Annotated in this window: 16 protein-coding genes; 6 read left to right on the top strand and 10 right to left on the bottom strand. The window is 62.3% G+C overall.

Annotated features, from left to right (window positions below; translation table 11 throughout):
- Nucleotides 1–6 precede the first annotated feature (6 nt).
- The 6 genes from leuC to glmM all read left to right on the top strand — a co-directional run bounded on the left by leuC (nucleotide 7) and on the right by glmM (nucleotide 6678).
- Entirely contained in the window at nucleotides 7–1272 is a 1266-nt protein-coding gene (gene leuC, locus J7G73_RS04905; protein WP_291245456.1) for a 3-isopropylmalate dehydratase large subunit, read from the top strand.
- Nucleotides 1273–1289: 17 nt separating this feature from the next.
- Entirely contained in the window at nucleotides 1290–1772 is a 483-nt protein-coding gene (gene leuD / locus J7G73_RS04900) for a 3-isopropylmalate dehydratase small subunit (RefSeq protein ID WP_291245455.1), read from the top strand.
- A 25-nt stretch (nucleotides 1773–1797) separates the two neighbouring features.
- Complete coding sequence (gene leuB / locus J7G73_RS04895) at nucleotides 1798–2868, top strand: 3-isopropylmalate dehydrogenase (protein WP_291245454.1); 1071 nt, start codon at nucleotides 1798–1800, stop codon at nucleotides 2866–2868.
- Between the two features lie 141 nt (nucleotides 2869–3009).
- Nucleotides 3010–4389 carry an MATE family efflux transporter gene (locus tag J7G73_RS04890; protein WP_291245453.1) on the top strand — a complete coding sequence of 460 codons (1380 nt, stop codon included), beginning with the start codon at nucleotides 3010–3012 and terminating at the stop codon, nucleotides 4387–4389.
- A 255-nt stretch (nucleotides 4390–4644) separates the two neighbouring features.
- Nucleotides 4645–5310, top strand: coding sequence for a UDP-N-acetylglucosamine pyrophosphorylase (locus tag J7G73_RS04885; RefSeq protein WP_291245452.1), 666 nt, complete (start codon nucleotides 4645–4647; stop codon nucleotides 5308–5310).
- Between the two features lie 24 nt (nucleotides 5311–5334).
- A complete protein-coding gene (gene glmM, locus J7G73_RS04880) occupies nucleotides 5335–6678 on the top strand; it encodes a phosphoglucosamine mutase (RefSeq protein WP_087295094.1) in 1344 nt (447 codons plus the stop codon).
- A gap of 60 nt (nucleotides 6679–6738) precedes the next feature.
- Here glmM and J7G73_RS04875 read toward each other — a convergent pair whose 3' ends face one another.
- The 10 genes from J7G73_RS04875 to J7G73_RS04835 form a co-directional block, all read right to left on the bottom strand.
- Nucleotides 6739–7107, bottom strand: a complete 369-nt coding sequence (locus tag J7G73_RS04875; RefSeq protein WP_087184461.1) for a YbaN family protein — start codon at nucleotides 7105–7107, stop codon at nucleotides 6739–6741.
- Between the two features lie 41 nt (nucleotides 7108–7148).
- Nucleotides 7149–7337, bottom strand: a complete 189-nt coding sequence (locus tag J7G73_RS13680; protein WP_367113952.1) for a hypothetical protein — start codon at nucleotides 7335–7337, stop codon at nucleotides 7149–7151.
- Nucleotides 7280–8581 (bottom strand): amino acid ABC transporter ATP-binding/permease protein, encoded by a 1302-nt coding sequence (locus J7G73_RS04870; RefSeq protein WP_367113951.1) that lies wholly within the window; start codon nucleotides 8579–8581, stop codon nucleotides 7280–7282. Before J7G73_RS04870 ends, J7G73_RS13680 begins: the two co-directional genes overlap by 58 nt.
- Complete coding sequence (locus J7G73_RS04865; protein WP_291245464.1) at nucleotides 8578–10320, bottom strand: ABC transporter ATP-binding protein/permease; 1743 nt, start codon at nucleotides 10318–10320, stop codon at nucleotides 8578–8580. The genes J7G73_RS04870 and J7G73_RS04865 overlap by 4 nt, the downstream gene beginning before the upstream one ends.
- A 232-nt stretch (nucleotides 10321–10552) precedes the next feature.
- Entirely contained in the window at nucleotides 10553–11422 is an 870-nt protein-coding gene (locus J7G73_RS04860; protein WP_087295088.1) for a YitT family protein, read from the bottom strand.
- A gap of 336 nt (nucleotides 11423–11758) precedes the next feature.
- Nucleotides 11759–12484, bottom strand: coding sequence for a YggS family pyridoxal phosphate-dependent enzyme (locus J7G73_RS04855; RefSeq protein WP_291245451.1), 726 nt, complete (start codon nucleotides 12482–12484; stop codon nucleotides 11759–11761).
- Nucleotides 12485–12498: 14 nt separating this feature from the next.
- Nucleotides 12499–13044 carry a TIGR01440 family protein gene (locus tag J7G73_RS04850; RefSeq protein ID WP_291245450.1) on the bottom strand — a complete coding sequence of 182 codons (546 nt, stop codon included), beginning with the start codon at nucleotides 13042–13044 and terminating at the stop codon, nucleotides 12499–12501.
- A gap of 89 nt (nucleotides 13045–13133) precedes the next feature.
- Nucleotides 13134–13511: a metal-dependent transcriptional regulator gene (locus tag J7G73_RS04845; protein WP_087295082.1), complete on the bottom strand. Its 378-nt coding sequence runs from the start codon at nucleotides 13509–13511 to the stop codon at nucleotides 13134–13136.
- A 134-nt stretch (nucleotides 13512–13645) separates the two neighbouring features.
- Nucleotides 13646–14569, bottom strand: a complete 924-nt coding sequence (locus tag J7G73_RS04840) for a DHHW family protein (RefSeq protein ID WP_291245449.1) — start codon at nucleotides 14567–14569, stop codon at nucleotides 13646–13648.
- Nucleotides 14559–15254: a hypothetical protein gene (locus J7G73_RS04835; RefSeq protein ID WP_087295079.1), complete on the bottom strand. Its 696-nt coding sequence runs from the start codon at nucleotides 15252–15254 to the stop codon at nucleotides 14559–14561. Before J7G73_RS04835 ends, J7G73_RS04840 begins: the two co-directional genes overlap by 11 nt.
- Nucleotides 15255–15540: the final 286 nt, after the last annotated feature.

Below are 15540 nucleotides of genomic sequence, written 5' to 3'. Positions count from 1 at the left end.
ACGATCATGGGAATGACAATGACGCAGAAGATTCTGGCCGCCCACGCCGGGCTGGACAAGGTGGAGGCGGGCCAGCTGATCAGCGCCCGGCTGGACGAGGTGCTGGGCAACGATATCACCACCCCGGTGGCCATCAACGAGTTCAACAAGGCGGGCTTCACCAGCGTGTTCGACAAGACCCGCATCAACATCGTGCTGGACCACTTTGTGCCCAACAAGGACATCAAGGCCGCCCAGCAGTCCAAGCAGTGCCGGGACTTTGCCAACAAATACGACATCCTGAACTTCTACGATGTGGGCCAGATGGGCATCGAGCATGCCCTGCTGCCGGAAAAAGGCATCGTGACCGCCGGTGACTGCATCATCGGTGCGGACAGCCACACCTGCACCTACGGTGCGGTGGGCGCCTTCTCCACCGGTGTGGGCAGCACCGACATGGCCGCGGGCATGGCCACCGGCAAATGCTGGTTTAAAGTCCCCGCCGCCATCCGTTTTGTGCTCAAAGGCCAGCTGCAGCCCCCGGTGAGCGGCAAGGACCTGATTTTGCACATCATCGGCATGATCGGCGTGGACGGCGCTTTGTACAAGAGCATGGAGTTCACCGGCCCCGGTGTGGCCAGCTTGACCATGGACGACCGGCTCTGCATCTGCAACATGGCCATTGAGGCGGGCGCGAAGAACGGCATCTTCCCGGTGGACGAGGTGACCACCCAGTATCTCACCGGCCGCAGCCAGCGCCCCTGGACCGTGTACGAGGCGGACGAGGACGCGGAATACGAGCAGACCATCGAGATCGACCTCTCCGCGCTGGAGCCCACCGTGGCCTGGCCACATCTGCCCGAGAACACCAAGCCCGCCGCCGACGGCAAGGACATGAAGATCGACCAGGTGGTCATCGGCAGCTGCACCAACGGCCGTCTGGAGGATATGGAGGCCGCCTGGAAGGTATTGAAGGGCAAGCACATCGCCCCCGGCGTGCGGGCCATCATCATCCCCGCCACCATGGCCATTTACAAGGAGTGCATCCTGCGGGGCTGGACCACCGATTTCATCGACGCGGGCTGCGTGGTTTCCACTCCCACCTGCGGGCCCTGCCTGGGCGGCTACATGGGCATTCTGGCCCAGGGCGAGCGCTGCATCTCCACCACCAACCGGAACTTCGTGGGCCGCATGGGTCATGTGGAGAGCGAGGTCTATCTGGCCAGCCCCGCCACCGCGGCGGCCAGTGCTATTACCGGCTTTATCACCGACCCCCGCACCATTGCGGAATAAGAAAGGCGGAATCACCAATGCAGGCAAACGGTTTTGTACATAAATATCCGGACAATGTGGACACCGACGTGATCATCCCGGCCCGGTACCTGAACACCCCCGACGCAAAGGAGCTGGCGGCTCACTGCATGGAGGACATCGACCCCGATTTTGTGAAGAAGGTCCAGCCCGGCGATATCATGGTGGGCGGCGCCAACTTCGGCTGCGGCTCCAGCCGGGAGCATGCGCCCCTGGCCATCAAAACGGCGGGGGTCTCCTGCGTGATCGCGGCCACCTTCGCCCGCATCTTCTACCGCAACGCCATCAACATCGGCCTGCCCATTCTGGAATGCCCGGCGGCAAGCGAGGCCATCCGGGCGGGGGACAAGGTCCATGTGGATTTCGACACCGGCGTCATCACCGACGAGACCACCGGCCAGACCTTCCAGGCCCAGCCCTTCCCGCCCTTCATTCAGGAGATCATCAAGGCAGGCGGGCTGATGAACAGCATCAGGCAGTAAATACAGAAAAGAGAGGGAGATTCCCATGGAAAAGCAAATCGCAGTGATCCGGGGCGACGGCATCGGCCCTGAGATTGTGGACCAGGCCCTGCGGGTGCTGGACGCGGTGGCTGCAAAATACGGCCACACCTTTACCTATACCGATGTGGACATGGGCGGCATCGCCATCGACAAATGGGGCGAGCCGCTGCCCGCCGCCATGCTGGACAAGTGCCTCGCGGCGGACAGCGTGCTGCTGGGCGCGGTGGGCGGCCCCAAGTGGGACGGCCTGCCCGGCGACAAGCGCCCGGAGAAGGGCCTGCTGGCCCTGCGGGCGGGCATGGGCCTTTATGCCAACAACCGCCCGGCCAAGCTCTGGCCCCAGCTGGCGGCTGCCAGCCCCCTGAAGCCGGAGATCGTGGAAAAGGGCATCGACTTCATTGTGGTGCGGGAGCTGATCGGCGGCGTGTACTTCGGCAGCCACACCACCGCGGAATGCGGCGGCGAGCAGAAGGCCACCGATGTGATGAGCTACGCCGAGCACGAGATCGAGCGCATCGGCCGCATTGCCTTCGAGACCGCCCGCAAGCGCCGCAGCAAGGTCACCAGCGTGGACAAGGCCAACGTGCTGGACACCAGCCGCCTGTGGCGCAAGGTGATGCACCGGCTGGCGGAGGAGTACCCGGATGTGGAGTATGCCGACATGCTGGTGGACAACACCGCCATGCAGATCGTGAAGGACCCCAGCCAGTTTGATGTGGTGGTCACCGAGAACATGTTCGGCGACATTCTGTCCGACGAGGCCAGCATGATCACCGGCTCCATTGGCATGATCCCCTCCTCCAGCCTGGGCGAGGGCAGCCGGGGCCTGTATGAGCCCATCCACGGCTCCGCGCCGGACATCGCGGGCCAGAACAAGGCCAACCCCATCGGCACCATCCTCTCCGCCGCCATGATGCTGAAATACAGTTTCGATCTGGACGAGGAGGCCGCTGCCATCGAGGCCGCGGTCAATAAGGCGCTGGACGCGGGCCTGCGCACCGGCGATATGATGGCCGAGGGCTGCACCCCGGTGAGCTGCTCGGAAATGGGCGACGCCATCCTGAAAAACCTGTGATTGAGAAGAGAAAAAGCTAAGCGGGCCGCTGCCGGATTTTCCCGGCGGCGGACCGCTTTACTTTCCCATTGGGGAATGCTATAATAGCCGGGCGGCGCTTGCGCTGCAAAACCATCACACCAAACAGGAGTGGAAAAATCCATGGCGAAACAGGCTGCAAAACTGGAAAACGATCTGGGGCGGGACCCCATTCCGCAGCTGGTGCTGCGCATTGCCATCCCCAGTATGCTGGCGCAGTTTGTGAGCGTATTGTACAGCGTGGTGGACCGGATGTACATCGGCAACATTGCCGAGGTGGGCAAGCTGGCTCTGGCGGGCGCGGGTGTCTGCGGGCCCATTGTGACCATGATCGGCTCGGTGGCCTTCCTTGTGGGCGTGGGCGGTTCGCCCTTAATGAGCATCCGCATGGGTGCGGGCGATCAGAAAGCCGCCCAGAAGATTCTGGCCAACTGCTTTCTGATGCTCTGCGGCCTTTCGGTGGTGCTCATGGCGCTGGCTCTTGCCACCCGGGAGCAGACGCTGCTGCTGTTTGGCGCAAGCGGTTCCACCCTGCCATACGCCATGGCGTATTATACCGTGTATCTGCTGGGCACTCCCTTCGCTCTGCTTTCCACCGGTATGAACCAGTTTATCATCTGTCAGGGCTTTGCCAAAAAAGGCATGCAGTCGGTGATGCTGGGCGCGGTGCTGAACATTCTGCTGGACCCGGTGTTCATCTTTGTGCTGGACATGGGCGTGACCGGCGCGGCGCTGGCCACCATTCTCAGCCAGTTGGGCAGCTGTTTGTTCGTGCTGCGTTTTCTGTTTAGCAAAACTCCGCCCATCCACATCACCTTCGGCGGCTATGATCTGCGGGTGATGGGCCGTGTGCTGGCCACCGGCTTCACCCCCTTTGCCATCATCGCCTTTGATAATGTGATGATCATCGCCCTGAACGCCCTGCTGCAGAAGTACGGCGGCCCCACCGAGGGCGATCTGCTGGTGGCGGCGGCCACCATCTCCCAGAGCTTCATGCTGGTGGTCACCATGCCGCTGGGCGGCATCACCGGCGGCACCGGCTCCATTCTGGGCTTCAACTACGGCGCGGGCCGGCCGGACCGCATCCTCCAGGCGCAGAAGTTCATCCTGGCGTTGAGCCTTGGGTATACGGCGCTGCTCTGCGCGGCGGGTCAGCTGCTGCCCGGGGCCTTTGCCTCCATCTTCACTCAGGATGCCCAGGTGCTGCCTCTGGCGGTGCGGGCCATCCGCATCTGCACGCTGGCGGTGATTCCGCTGGGGCTGCAGTACACCATCATCGACGGCTTCACCGGCATGGGCATGATGCGCTATTCGCTGCCTCTTTCCTTTTTCCGCAAGCTGGCCTACTTTGTGCCGCTGTTCATTTTGCCCGCCCTGTTCGGCGGTATGGCGGCCTTTTACGCCGAGCCCATCTCGGATATTCTGGGCCCTCTGGCCAGTCTGGTGGTCTATCTCAGCCGGATGCGCTGGCTGGCCGCCGGAGCCAAGGCACAGCAGAAATAAGCCGGTCGGCCCGATTTCATACAAAAAGAGCCCCTGCATCTGAGTAAGATGTATGGGGCTCTTTTGCGAATAAAGAGGCTAATTATTAAAATTTCGAGGATTTTTGTGACAATTTTGGGTGCTTCTTTGATGAAAAATTCGTAACTTCCACTGAATTTGTTTTTTCGTCCGCGTTTTTTATATTTTCAAGTTGTATTTTAAAAATACGATGATTATAATTTATTCAAGTGATTTTTTGAAAGGAGCATCTGCTGTATGGATGTCTGCCGTACCGAAGCGTTGTTCGATCTTTCCCACACCCTGGCCGCTCCGCTGTTTGAAGGCAAGGAGCGCCCCTGGGAAGTGCTGGACGAACTGAAGGGCTTTATCGAGCAGCTGGGCAAAAGCCTGCCCAGTGAGGAATATGACCAGCCCGCCCCCGGCGTGTGGGTGGCGAAAACCGCGAAGGTGGCTCCCAGTGCATCGCTGGCCGGGCCCTGCATCATCGGCCCGGAGGCCGAGGTGCGTCACTGCGCCTTCATCCGGGGCAGCGCTCTGGTGGGCGCGGGCGCCGTGGTGGGCAACAGCGTGGAGCTGAAGAACTGCATCCTGTTCGACGGCGCGCAGGTGCCCCATTTCAATTATGTGGGCGATTCCATTCTGGGCTACAAGGCCCACATGGGCGCGGGCGCTGTGACCAGCAACCTGAAGAGCGACAAATCCCTGGTGTGCATCCGCCAGGAGGGCGAGATCCTGGTGACCGGCCGCAAAAAGCTGGGCGCTCTGGTGGGCGACGAGGCCGAGGTGGGTTGCAACAGTGTGCTGTGCCCCGGCTCGGTGCTGGGCCGCCGCTGCCAGATCTATCCCACCAGCTGCGTGCGGGGCGTGGTGGCCCCGGGCCATATCTACAAGGACGCGCAGCACATCGTACCCCGTACTTGAGAAAATCAGAGGAGTGTTTGGAATATGGGCAGACTGTTTGGAACCGACGGCGTGCGCGGCATTGCCGGCGAGGATATGACCTGTGAGCTGGCAATGGCCATCGGCCGTGCCGCCGCTACCGTGCTGGCCTATGGCCGCCGCCGCCGTCCTTTGGTGGTGATGGGAAAGGACACCCGCATCTCCAGCGATATGCTGGGCGCTGCACTGGCCGCGGGCCTGTGCTCGGTGGGTGCGGATGTGATCGACCTGGGCGTGCTTTCCACCCCGGCGGTGGCCTACCTGGTGGGCAAGTACAAGGCGGACGCGGGCGTGATGATCTCCGCCAGCCATAACCCCTACGCCTTCAACGGCATCAAGATCTTCAACGGCGACGGCTTTAAGCTGCCGGATGAGCTGGAGGAACAGATCGAGCGGCTGATCGAGAAAAACGACTTCACCTACGCCAAGGGCGAGAACCTGGGCCAGATCAGCCACTGCACCACCGGCGCACGGGATTACATCGAGCATCTGAAAAGCACCATCCCCTACTCGCTGGAGGGGATGAACATCGTGGTGGACTGCGCCAACGGTTCCGCCAGCGCCACCGCCCGCACCCTGTTCGAGGAGCTGGGCGCCAATGCGGTGATCCTGCACGACGCGCCGGACGGCGTGAACATCAACGAGGGCTGCGGCTCCACCCATCTGGAGCAGCTGCAGGACTACGTGCGCACCCATAAGGTGGACGCGGGTGTTGCCTTTGACGGCGACGCGGACCGCTGCCTGTTTGTGGATGAGACCGGCGAAGTGGTGGACGGCGACTACATCATGGCCATCTGCGGCCTGGATATGCAGCAGCGGGGCAAGCTGCGCCGGTCCACCATTGTGGGCACCGTGCTCACCAATCTGGGCTTTGCCCGGTTCTGCGAGGCCAACGGCATGAAGTTCGCCGCCACCAAGGTGGGCGACCGCTACGTGCTGGAGGAGATGGAGCTGGAGGGCTACACCCTGGGCGGCGAGCAGAGCGGCCACATCATCTTCCGGGATTTCGCCACCACCGGCGACGGTCAGCTCACCGCCATCCAGCTGCTGTGCCTGCTCAAGCGGTGCCAAAAGCCCCTGTCTGAGCTGGCGAAGGTGATGACCCGTCTGCCTCAGGTGATGGTGAACGTGACCGTGAGCGCCGAGGGCAAGCTGGAATTCTACAACAACGACGTGATCAAGGAGGCCATCCGCCAGCAGAAGGAGGCCCTGGGCGATACCGGCCGGGTACTGGTTCGTGTGAGCGGCACCGAGCCGCTGATCCGCGTGATGGTGGAGGGCCAGGACGAGAGCGAGATCCAGGCCATCGCCGACCATCTGGCCGAGCTGGTGAAAAAAGAGCTGGGCTGATTGCAGCCTTTGGATACAGAAAAACGAGTGAGTTCCCGCGGGAACTCACTCGTTTTTTGTTTACTCCGCGTCCAGAGTGCGGATGCGGAAGATGAAGTAGTACACATGGAACAGCCACACGCAGCCCAGCACGATGCGGCCGATGAGCACCTCGTGCATCATAATGAAGCCGATGCTCATGGTCAGGGTCACGGTGACCATGATACCGATCTTGGTGCGCCAGGTCATGGCCCGCTGCTCCCGGAAGCTCTTGAAGTTCTTCTGGTACAGCTTGGTGGACAGAAACCACCGGTTCAGCCGGTCGCTGCCCTTGGCGAAGAAGAAGCAGGTGCCCAGCAAAAAGGGAGTGGCGGGCAGAAGAGGGAGCACCGCACCCACGGCGCCCAGCGCCAGGCAGACAAGACCCAATGCAATGTAGAGGTATTTCATAAACAAACAATCCTTTCTGTGTGGCGCCGGAGTGGGGCGGTTCAGCTGAGCCGCCCGTGCTCCACGCTGTAGGTGGTGTCGGCAATGCGCATGGTGGAGGCCCGGTGGCTGACCAGCACCACCGTCTTGCCCTTGCGCTGGCGGTGCAGGCTTTGCAGGATCACCGCCTCGTTCAGGCTGTCCAGGTTGCTGGTGGGCTCATCCAGCAGGATGAGGGGCGCGTCGTGCAAAAAGGCCCGGGCAATGCCGCGGTGCGGATGTTTTTCACATCCTCGCCGGAAATGGCCACCTGGCCGCTGCCCACGTCCCAGAAGCGCATGAGCAGCTTGAGCAGGGTGGACTTGCCGCTGCCGCTGCGGCCGGTGATGCCGATGATTTTGTTCTCCGGCAGGGTCAGGCTCACGTTTTTCAGAATGGGCTCGGCCTGGTAGGTGAAGCTCACATTGTCGCAGGCCGCGCCGGTGAAGGGAATGGTGCGCCCGGTGGTGTTTTCCGCCACCACCGGCTCCTCGTCCAGAATGTCCAGCACCCGGTTGGCGGCGGCGAAGGTCTGCTGCAGGGTGCTGCCCAGATTGGCCAGCGCCACCACCGGCCCGAAGGAGCTGAGAATGGCGATCAGGGGAATCAGCACCCCGTCAAAGCCGATCAGACCATTGGTGTATAGCAGGCTGCCCGCCGCCAGCATGGAGAGGGAGAACAGCCAGATCAGCGCGCCGGTGCAGGCGGTGGCAGTGCCCAGCGCGGTTTTCATCTTCTTCTCGGTGGCCAGCAGGCTGCCGGTGCGTGCATCCAGCTCGTCCAGACGGCGCTGGCCCGCGTCGTACTGCAGCAGCTCGCCCAGGCCGCGCAGGCTGTCCAGCACAAAGGCGCTCAGCGCGCCGGCCTGGGTGCGGTATTCCAGACCCCGGCTGCCGCCGAAGCGGGCGGCCAGTACCGGCACCACCACGCCCACGGCGAAAAAGCCCAGGGCGGCAATCAGGCCCAGCAGCCAGTGGTAGCTGCCGATGAAGATGGTCATGATCACCGACATGATGGCCGCGATGGCAATGGGGGAGAGGGTGTGGGCGTAAAAGACCTCCAGAAGCTCGATGTCCGAGGTGATGACCGCGATCAGGTCGCCCTTGTCCCGGCCGTCCAGCTTGGCGGGGGCCAAGCGGCGCAGCGCACCGAAGACCTTGTCACGGATGAGGGCCAGCAGCTTGAAGGCGATGTAGTGGTTGCAGGCCTGCTCGGCGTAGCGCAGCACGCCGCGGGCCAGAGCAAACACGCCCATGCAGGCGAACAGCACGCCCAGAGCGGGCAAGCCCGCGCCGCCCCGTGCCTTCACAATGGCGAAGCCGCCGAAGATAGGAATGAACTGGGCGCACAGAAAGCCCGCCACGCCCATGGCGATGGCAAGGGCCATGAAGCCCATCAGCGGCTTGACCAGTCCCACGAGCCGGAGCATTACCGCCAGATCAGAACGTTTTTTCATGCAAGAGCCTCCTGTTGGGTGTCGGGGGTGTAGTGTTCCAGCGCCTGCTGGCTGTTCCACAGCCGCTGATAGCAGGGGCAGGCGGCCAGCAGCTGGGCATGGGTGCCGCAGCCTGCCACCCGGCCCTCCTCCAGCGCGTAGATGCGTTTCGCGCCGGTCACGTTGGCCAGCCGGTGGGAGATGAGCAGCACCGCCTTGGTCTCGGCCAGCCGGTGCACCAGGGCCATGATTTGATTTTCACTCTCCACGTCGATGTTGGAGGTGGCTTCGTCCAGAAGATAGATGGGGCTGTCGTGCAGAAGGGCACGGGCCAGGGCAAGCCGCTGGCACTGACCGCCGGAGAAGTTGGCGCCCTTTTCGGCCACCGGGGTCTCCAGCCCCTGTTCGCTGCGCAGGAAATCCGCCAGCTTTACCTGCTCCAGCGCCTGCCACAGGGCTTCGTCGCTGGCATCGGGCTTCGCCATGCGCAGGTTCTCGGCCACGGTGCCCTTGAACAGCCGGGCGGCAAAGCCCACGGTGGTGATCTGCTTCATCCGGCTTTCCAGGCTGATCTCGCTCAGGGGCTGACCACCTACTGTGATGCTGCCCGCATAGCCCTCCAGACGACCGGCCAGCAGGCCCGCCAGGGTGGATTTGCCGCAGCCGGATTCGCCCACCAGGGCCACCAGACCGGTGCGGGGCAGCTCCAGATCCACGCCCTTCAGAATGGGGCGCTCGGCATCGTAGGCAAAGCGCACATCCTCACAGCGCAGGGTGCAGTCGGCGGGGTCGATCACGCCGGTCTTGGCCTGGGGCTCCGGCAGATCCAGCAGCTTGAAGATCTTCTCGGAGGCGGCCATGCCGTTCATGGCAATGTGGAAGTAGGAGCCCAGCAGACGCATGGGCAGGAAGAAATCCGCCGAGAGCATGATGATTGCAAAGCAGCCGAACAGACCGATCTGCCCGGCGGCGAACTGCCGGGCGGCCACGATGATGCCCAGCGCCGCGCCGCCGTAGGCCACCAGATCCATGATGGTGATGGAGTTCAGCTGCATGGTGAGCACCTTCATGGTGATGCGCCGGAAGCGCTCGGCCTCCTCGTTCATCCGCCGGTGGCGTTCCTCGTCCGCCTGATAGATTTTCAGGGTGGTCAGGCCCTGCAGGTTTTCCAGAAAGCTGTCGCCCAATGCGGTGTACTGGCCCCAGTAGCGGGCCAGCAGCTTTTTGGCGAAGGTCTGCACCAGCGCGATGGAAACCGGGATCAGCGGCACGCAGATCAGCAGCACCACCGCCGCCGAAAGGCTGATGGGGGCCAGCACGCAGAACAGGGTCAGCGGGGCCAGCAGGCTGTAGAAGAACTGGGGCAGATACGCGCCGAAGTAGCTTTCCAGCTGCTCGGCGCCCTCCACCGTCACCTGTACCACCTCGGAGGTGGAGACCCGGCTGGAATAGCCCGGCCCCAGCCGCAAAAGCTTTTCCAGAATGGTGCGGCGCAGCGCCTGCTTGGCGCTGCGGCTGGCCCGGTAGGAGCAGACCGCCGCCTGCCTTGCGCAGACAAAGCGGACCGCCGCGGCGGCAGCCGCCACCAGCAGGGTGGCCGCCAGCGAGGCGGGCTGCCCGGCCATCAGCCGGGAAAGATACCGGGCGATGGTGAGCAGCATGGCGATGTTCGCCGCCAGCGCCGCCCACTGGAACGCCACGTTTTTTGCAATGTGCTGTTTGGAATCGCTGACCATCCCGATCAGCCGTTTGTTAATCATCAAGGCAGTGTGTCCTCCTGGTGATAGTGGTCACGCGGCGGTTAGCCGCGACTGTAATTGGTTAGTTTAAACTGCATTTAGTTAGCTCTGACTAACAAATGCCTGATTCTTTTTACCACACCCGAAGCAAAATGTCAAGATAACAAGCAAAAAAATGCAAAAAACTGAAGGCATGCCCTCAAAAGAGCAAAAAAAGATGCGTCTCAGATGAGACGCATCAGAAAGCAAAGATTTACTTGTATTGTTTGCGCAGGGTGAAGCCGCGGCCGTGCACCTCATTCACCGAGTCGATGATGATGAAGGCCTGGGGGTCCACCTCCTGCACCAGGTGGTTCAGCTTGGCCAGCTCCCGGTTGGTGATGACGGTAAGCACCATGTCCCACTCGTTGCGGGCGTAGCCGGTCTGGGCGTGCAGCAGGGTGCAGCCCCGGTCCAGAACCTTCAGAATCAGCTGGCGGATCTCGTCGCTCTTTTCGCTGAGGATCTTCACCTGAATCTTGGAGTGGCCCATCAGCACCACCTTGTCCAGCACGATGGTGTAGAGCAGCACCAGCAGGATGCCGTAGAGAATCTGCTCCCGGTTCTCGGCGAAGAACATCTGCCCGATGAGGATGGCAAAGTCCAGCCCGTACATGACCACCGAGATGGGCACACCCCAGAACTTGTTGGCCACAATGGGTGGAATGTCCATACCGCCGCTGGAAGCGCCCGCGCCGATCACCAGGCCGATGGCCGCGCCGATCATCACACCGGCGAACACGGTGGCCAGCATGGGGTCGCGGGTCATGTCGCCAATGCCGGGAATCCAGCTGAACAGCTCCAGGAAAATGGGGTAGCAGAAGGTGGACACCGCCGTGTTGAAGGCAAACCAGCGGCCCATGACCGCCGCGCCCAGAATGAACATGATTACGTTGGAGATCATCACGAAGGTGGAGATGGAGATGCCCAGCCAGTGCTGGCCAATCAGGGCCAGGCCGGTGGTACCGCCGGTAATCAGCCCGCAGGGAAGCACGAACATGTCCACCGCCAGGGCATAAAGGGCGTTGCCCGCCAGCACCAGCAGCAGGTTCCTCAGCCTGCGCGGCACCTTAAACTGTTTCATCCAAAACGACCGCCTTTCCCATCGCTCCCAAACGCCTTTGTTCAAAAGGACAGAACGATTTTGCAATATAAATAAAAGTATACAACGCTTTGGCTGCATTGCAAGGGTTTGGGGCAAGGTTCGGCAATTGTGTGCGGTGGGGGCAAATCCATGGCAAAAAGCTTGGTGAAAAGATGCAGAAAATTGCCCCTGTTTTGTGGAAAAAGCGGAAGAACAGTGCGTTTTGCTACCACTTTATTGTGGTATATTGCCAGATTGCAGCGGGGGAGACGGGCGCAAAAAAGCCCCGGCGGATGGCCGGGGCAGCAAGTTGTTTTGGGCAGAAGATACAGGGGCTCAGGGCTCGGCGGGCAGGGGGTAGGCTCTGGGTCCGAAGATGGCAGTGCCCACCCGAACCAGGGTGGCGCCCTCCTGAATGGCGGCCTCAAAATCGCCGCTCATGCCCATGGACAGAATCTCCATGCGGGTGCGGGTCCAGCTGCGGGCGGCGGCCTCGTCGAAGAGGGCACGCATGGCGGCGAACCAGCGGCGCTGGGCGGCGGGGTCGGTCTCCTTCGGGGGAATGCACATCAGGCCCTTGACCAGAAGGTTCTCCATTCCGTCCGCCTGGTTTAAAAGTGCGGTCAGCCCCTCGGGGGCAACGCCGCCCTTGCTGGCCTCAGCGCCGATGTTCACCTGCAGCAGCACCGGCTGCACGATGCCCTGGCGGGCGGCCTCCTTCTGGACGGCCAGCAGCAGATGCTCGGAATCCACCGACTCGATCAGGTCTGCCGCGCCCACCACCTGGCGCACCTTGTTGGTTTGCAGATGGCCGATGAAATGCAGCGGGGTGGAGCCGTAGGCCCCGGCGGCCCGCTTTTCCACCAGCTCCTGCACCCGGTTTTCGCCGAATACATCGATGCCTGCGTCCCAGGCGGCGTGCACGGTGTCGGCGGTCTGGGTCTTGCTGGCGGCGCACAGCTGCACCGATTCGGGCGCACGCCCGGCGGCGCGGCAGGCTTCCTCCATGCGGCGGCGCACCTGGGCGGTGCGCTGGGCCAGCTGTTCATGCAGTTCGTTCATTGCGGCGGCCTCCTTTACGCTTCGGCGTAGGCAGCCCGGCTGCCGCCGATGTATTTGGGGCGGGTGCGGGCGCACACCAGATTGGCCTCGCCGATGCGGCGCAGGCTCAGACGCACCGGCACGGCCACTGCCTTCAGATGCATGCCGATCAGGGTGTCGCCGATGTCCATGCCCGCATCCGCCCGGATGGTCTCCAGCGCCACCGGATGGGCAAACCGCTGCCAGCAGGTGGTGGCAAAGCTGCCGCCCGCCTTGGGCTGGGGAATCACATTCACCGGTTCAGCCCCGGCGGGCAGGGCCTCCTCCTCCAGAATGATGGCCCGGTTCAGATGCTCGCAGCACTGAGCGGCCAGGAAGACCCCGGCCTCGCGCAGCACCGGGGCAATGCCCTCATACACGGCCTGTGCGGCCTCCAGACTGGAGCCGTGACCGATCTGACTGCCCACGATCTCGCTGGAGGAACAGCCCACCACCAGAATGCTGCCCGGCCGCAGATTGGCGGCGGCCAGCAGCTCCCGCACGGCCTGTGCGCTCTGGGCACGGATTTCTTCGTAATTCATGCAAACAACACCTCGTATCTGTTTGGTTTATATTAAAGCAGAAGGCGGGCAGCCCGGTGAGTGATGGGCTGCCCGCGGCATGGTCCTGTTCAGGCCTCCTTTTTGTGGCGATGATAGCATTCCTTGATCCGCTCAAAACTGACCGGATGCAGGTCGTGCTCCAGACGGCAGGCGTCCTCGCGGGCAATGTCCTCGGGAACACCCAGGTCGATGAGCACCTGGCTGAGCAGGGTGTGCCGCTCGTACACGCTCTCGGCGATGGCGCGGCCCTCGTCGGTCAAGGTGATCAGGCCGATCTCGTCCACATGGATGTAGCCGTTTTCCCGCAGCTTTTTCATGGCGGTGGAAACGCTGGGCTTGGAATAGGACATCTCGTTGGCGATGTCGATGGAGCGCACGTGGCCCTTCCGGTGCAGAAGCACCAGGATGGTCTCCAGATAATCCTCGGCGGATTCCATGATCTTCATGTCTAAAAGCCCCCTTTCCGGGCGAAAATTCTCTTGCAAATATCCTACCATACTCCACCCGCTTTTGCAAACCGGGCGCACAAAAAGGCCGCCTTCCGTTCCGAGGCTTCCCGGGGCGGAAAAGCGGCCTTGTTTCAGCGCAGCATGGCGCTCTCGTTCACCACCCAGCTGCTGAACAGAAACAGCACGTCCTGGTCGGTGAAGGTCACGTATTGGGGCACCAGACCACTGACCATGTAGCGCAGGTCGATCAGGGTGATGGTGCGGTACTGTTCGCATAAAAGCGGGGCCAGACTGCTGGCGAAGGAATCCCGAAAAATCACCAGCTCCCGGTCGGTGGCGGCATTCGGGTTTTCGATGGTCTGCAAGGGGGTGGCCCCATTCAGAAACACATCGTAGCTGCCCGCACCGCTGAGCTTGGAGACATCGTAAACCGCGGTGGCGTCCGGGTACTGGAAGTTGTCCACCCGGGCGGCCTCGGTGGCCGGGCTGGTCAGCCAGACCAGCGTTTCCGGCTCGGCCTGATCGGAGATGTACTTGCCGTAGCTGCCCACAAAGCCCTCGAACACATTCTCCTCCCAGCCGGACAGGTCCTGGGAAAAGCCCATGGCCTCGCCCAGTGCGTCCACCACCGGCTGCAGCGTTTCCTGTCGCCAGTGGGCGTCGGTTTTATAGTAGTCCGTCAGGGTAAGGCGGTCCGCAAGGCCGATCCAGGTGATGGAGTCATCCAGCCCGGCCTGCACCTGTCGGGCCAGTGCGTCGTAGTCCAGCACCGGCCAGCCCTCGTCCGGCAGGTAATGGGATTTATCGGGAATGATGGCGCAAAAGACGCTGTTCTCTTCGGTGAGCAGGGTGTCGCACAGGCCGTTTATCTTTTTTACAAAGGAATCGGCGCTCTTTTCGTTGCGCTCACCCAGATACTGCACCCAGTAGCCCTCCTGCTGATACATTCCGTTTTCGTCCGGCTGGCGGCGCTGGGCGGCCAGCGGAAGGGCCAGCGCGGCGGCCAGCAGCAGGGCGGCCGCCGCGCAGCTGATCGCAACCGGCTTACAGCGCACCGGAAGCGTCCTCAGGCATAGCGGCCACCGGGTCGGAGGTCATGTCGCCCTCGGGCATGGCCATGTCGGCGCTGGCCTCGTCCTTCACAACGGTCACGTTCTCAGCGCCGAACTGGGCGGTGAAGTTGTCCAGAACAGTCTGGGCCAGATCGTTGAAGCTCATGGCCAGCAGCACGGTATCGCCGGAGTAGGCAACGATGGTGCGCTCGGCGCCCACGCAGATCCACTTGTTGGGGTTGGCATTGGCAGCCACATCCTCGGCCAGCTGAGCGGCCTCGTCGGCGCTGTTGGCCTTCAGCAGGCAGACGGAATGGGCCTGGGCGCTGATGGCGGCCTCGGCGCAGATGCCCTCCTTATAAGCACTCAGGGCAACGCCGGTGTTGTACTCGGAGTTCTCCTCGGTGATGGGGGCGTACTTGCTGCCGTCCTCCTGGGGCATGAGCATAGGCATCTGGTCCTCGGCGATGCCGCTGAACAGAGCGTCCATCAGGCTCGTCAGGTCGCTGGTGTCCACAGCGGCAGTGGAGCTGCTCTCGGAAGAGGTGGAGGAGGAAGCGGAGGAAGAAGCGGAGGAGGAAGCCGCGCCGGAGGTGGCGGTGCTGGAGGAGCTGCCGGCGGTGGAACCGCAGGCGGCCAGAGCCAGGGCCAGGGTCAGGGCGGTGAGGGTGATTGCAAGCTTTTTCATAAAAATAACTCCTTTTTCTTGTGTTAAACCAATGCAGGCCGCCGGGCCGCCGCACTGCCTAGTATGCCCGGGCGGGGGCGGTTTGTTGCGCCTGCTGCACGGAATACGCCTGGGCAGGCCGGATTATTGCAGACAAAAAGAAAAAACTTTTTCAAGCCCGGCATCTATGCTATAATAGAACAATTGTTACTGCTAATGCAATAAAGAGGCAACACCGCACAATTCACGCCTAACGGCTCAGGCGGCGTGTCGCGCCAGAATTTTCCGTGCTATTTTCCCAAAATGC

Origin of the sequence: Allofournierella sp. (genome assembly GCF_017889395.1) — a bacterium.
Taxonomy (GTDB): Bacteria; Bacillota; Clostridia; order Oscillospirales; family Ruminococcaceae; genus Allofournierella.
The sequence above is the reverse complement of the archived record's forward strand: the minus strand, read 5'-3'. Positions and strand labels throughout refer to the sequence as shown.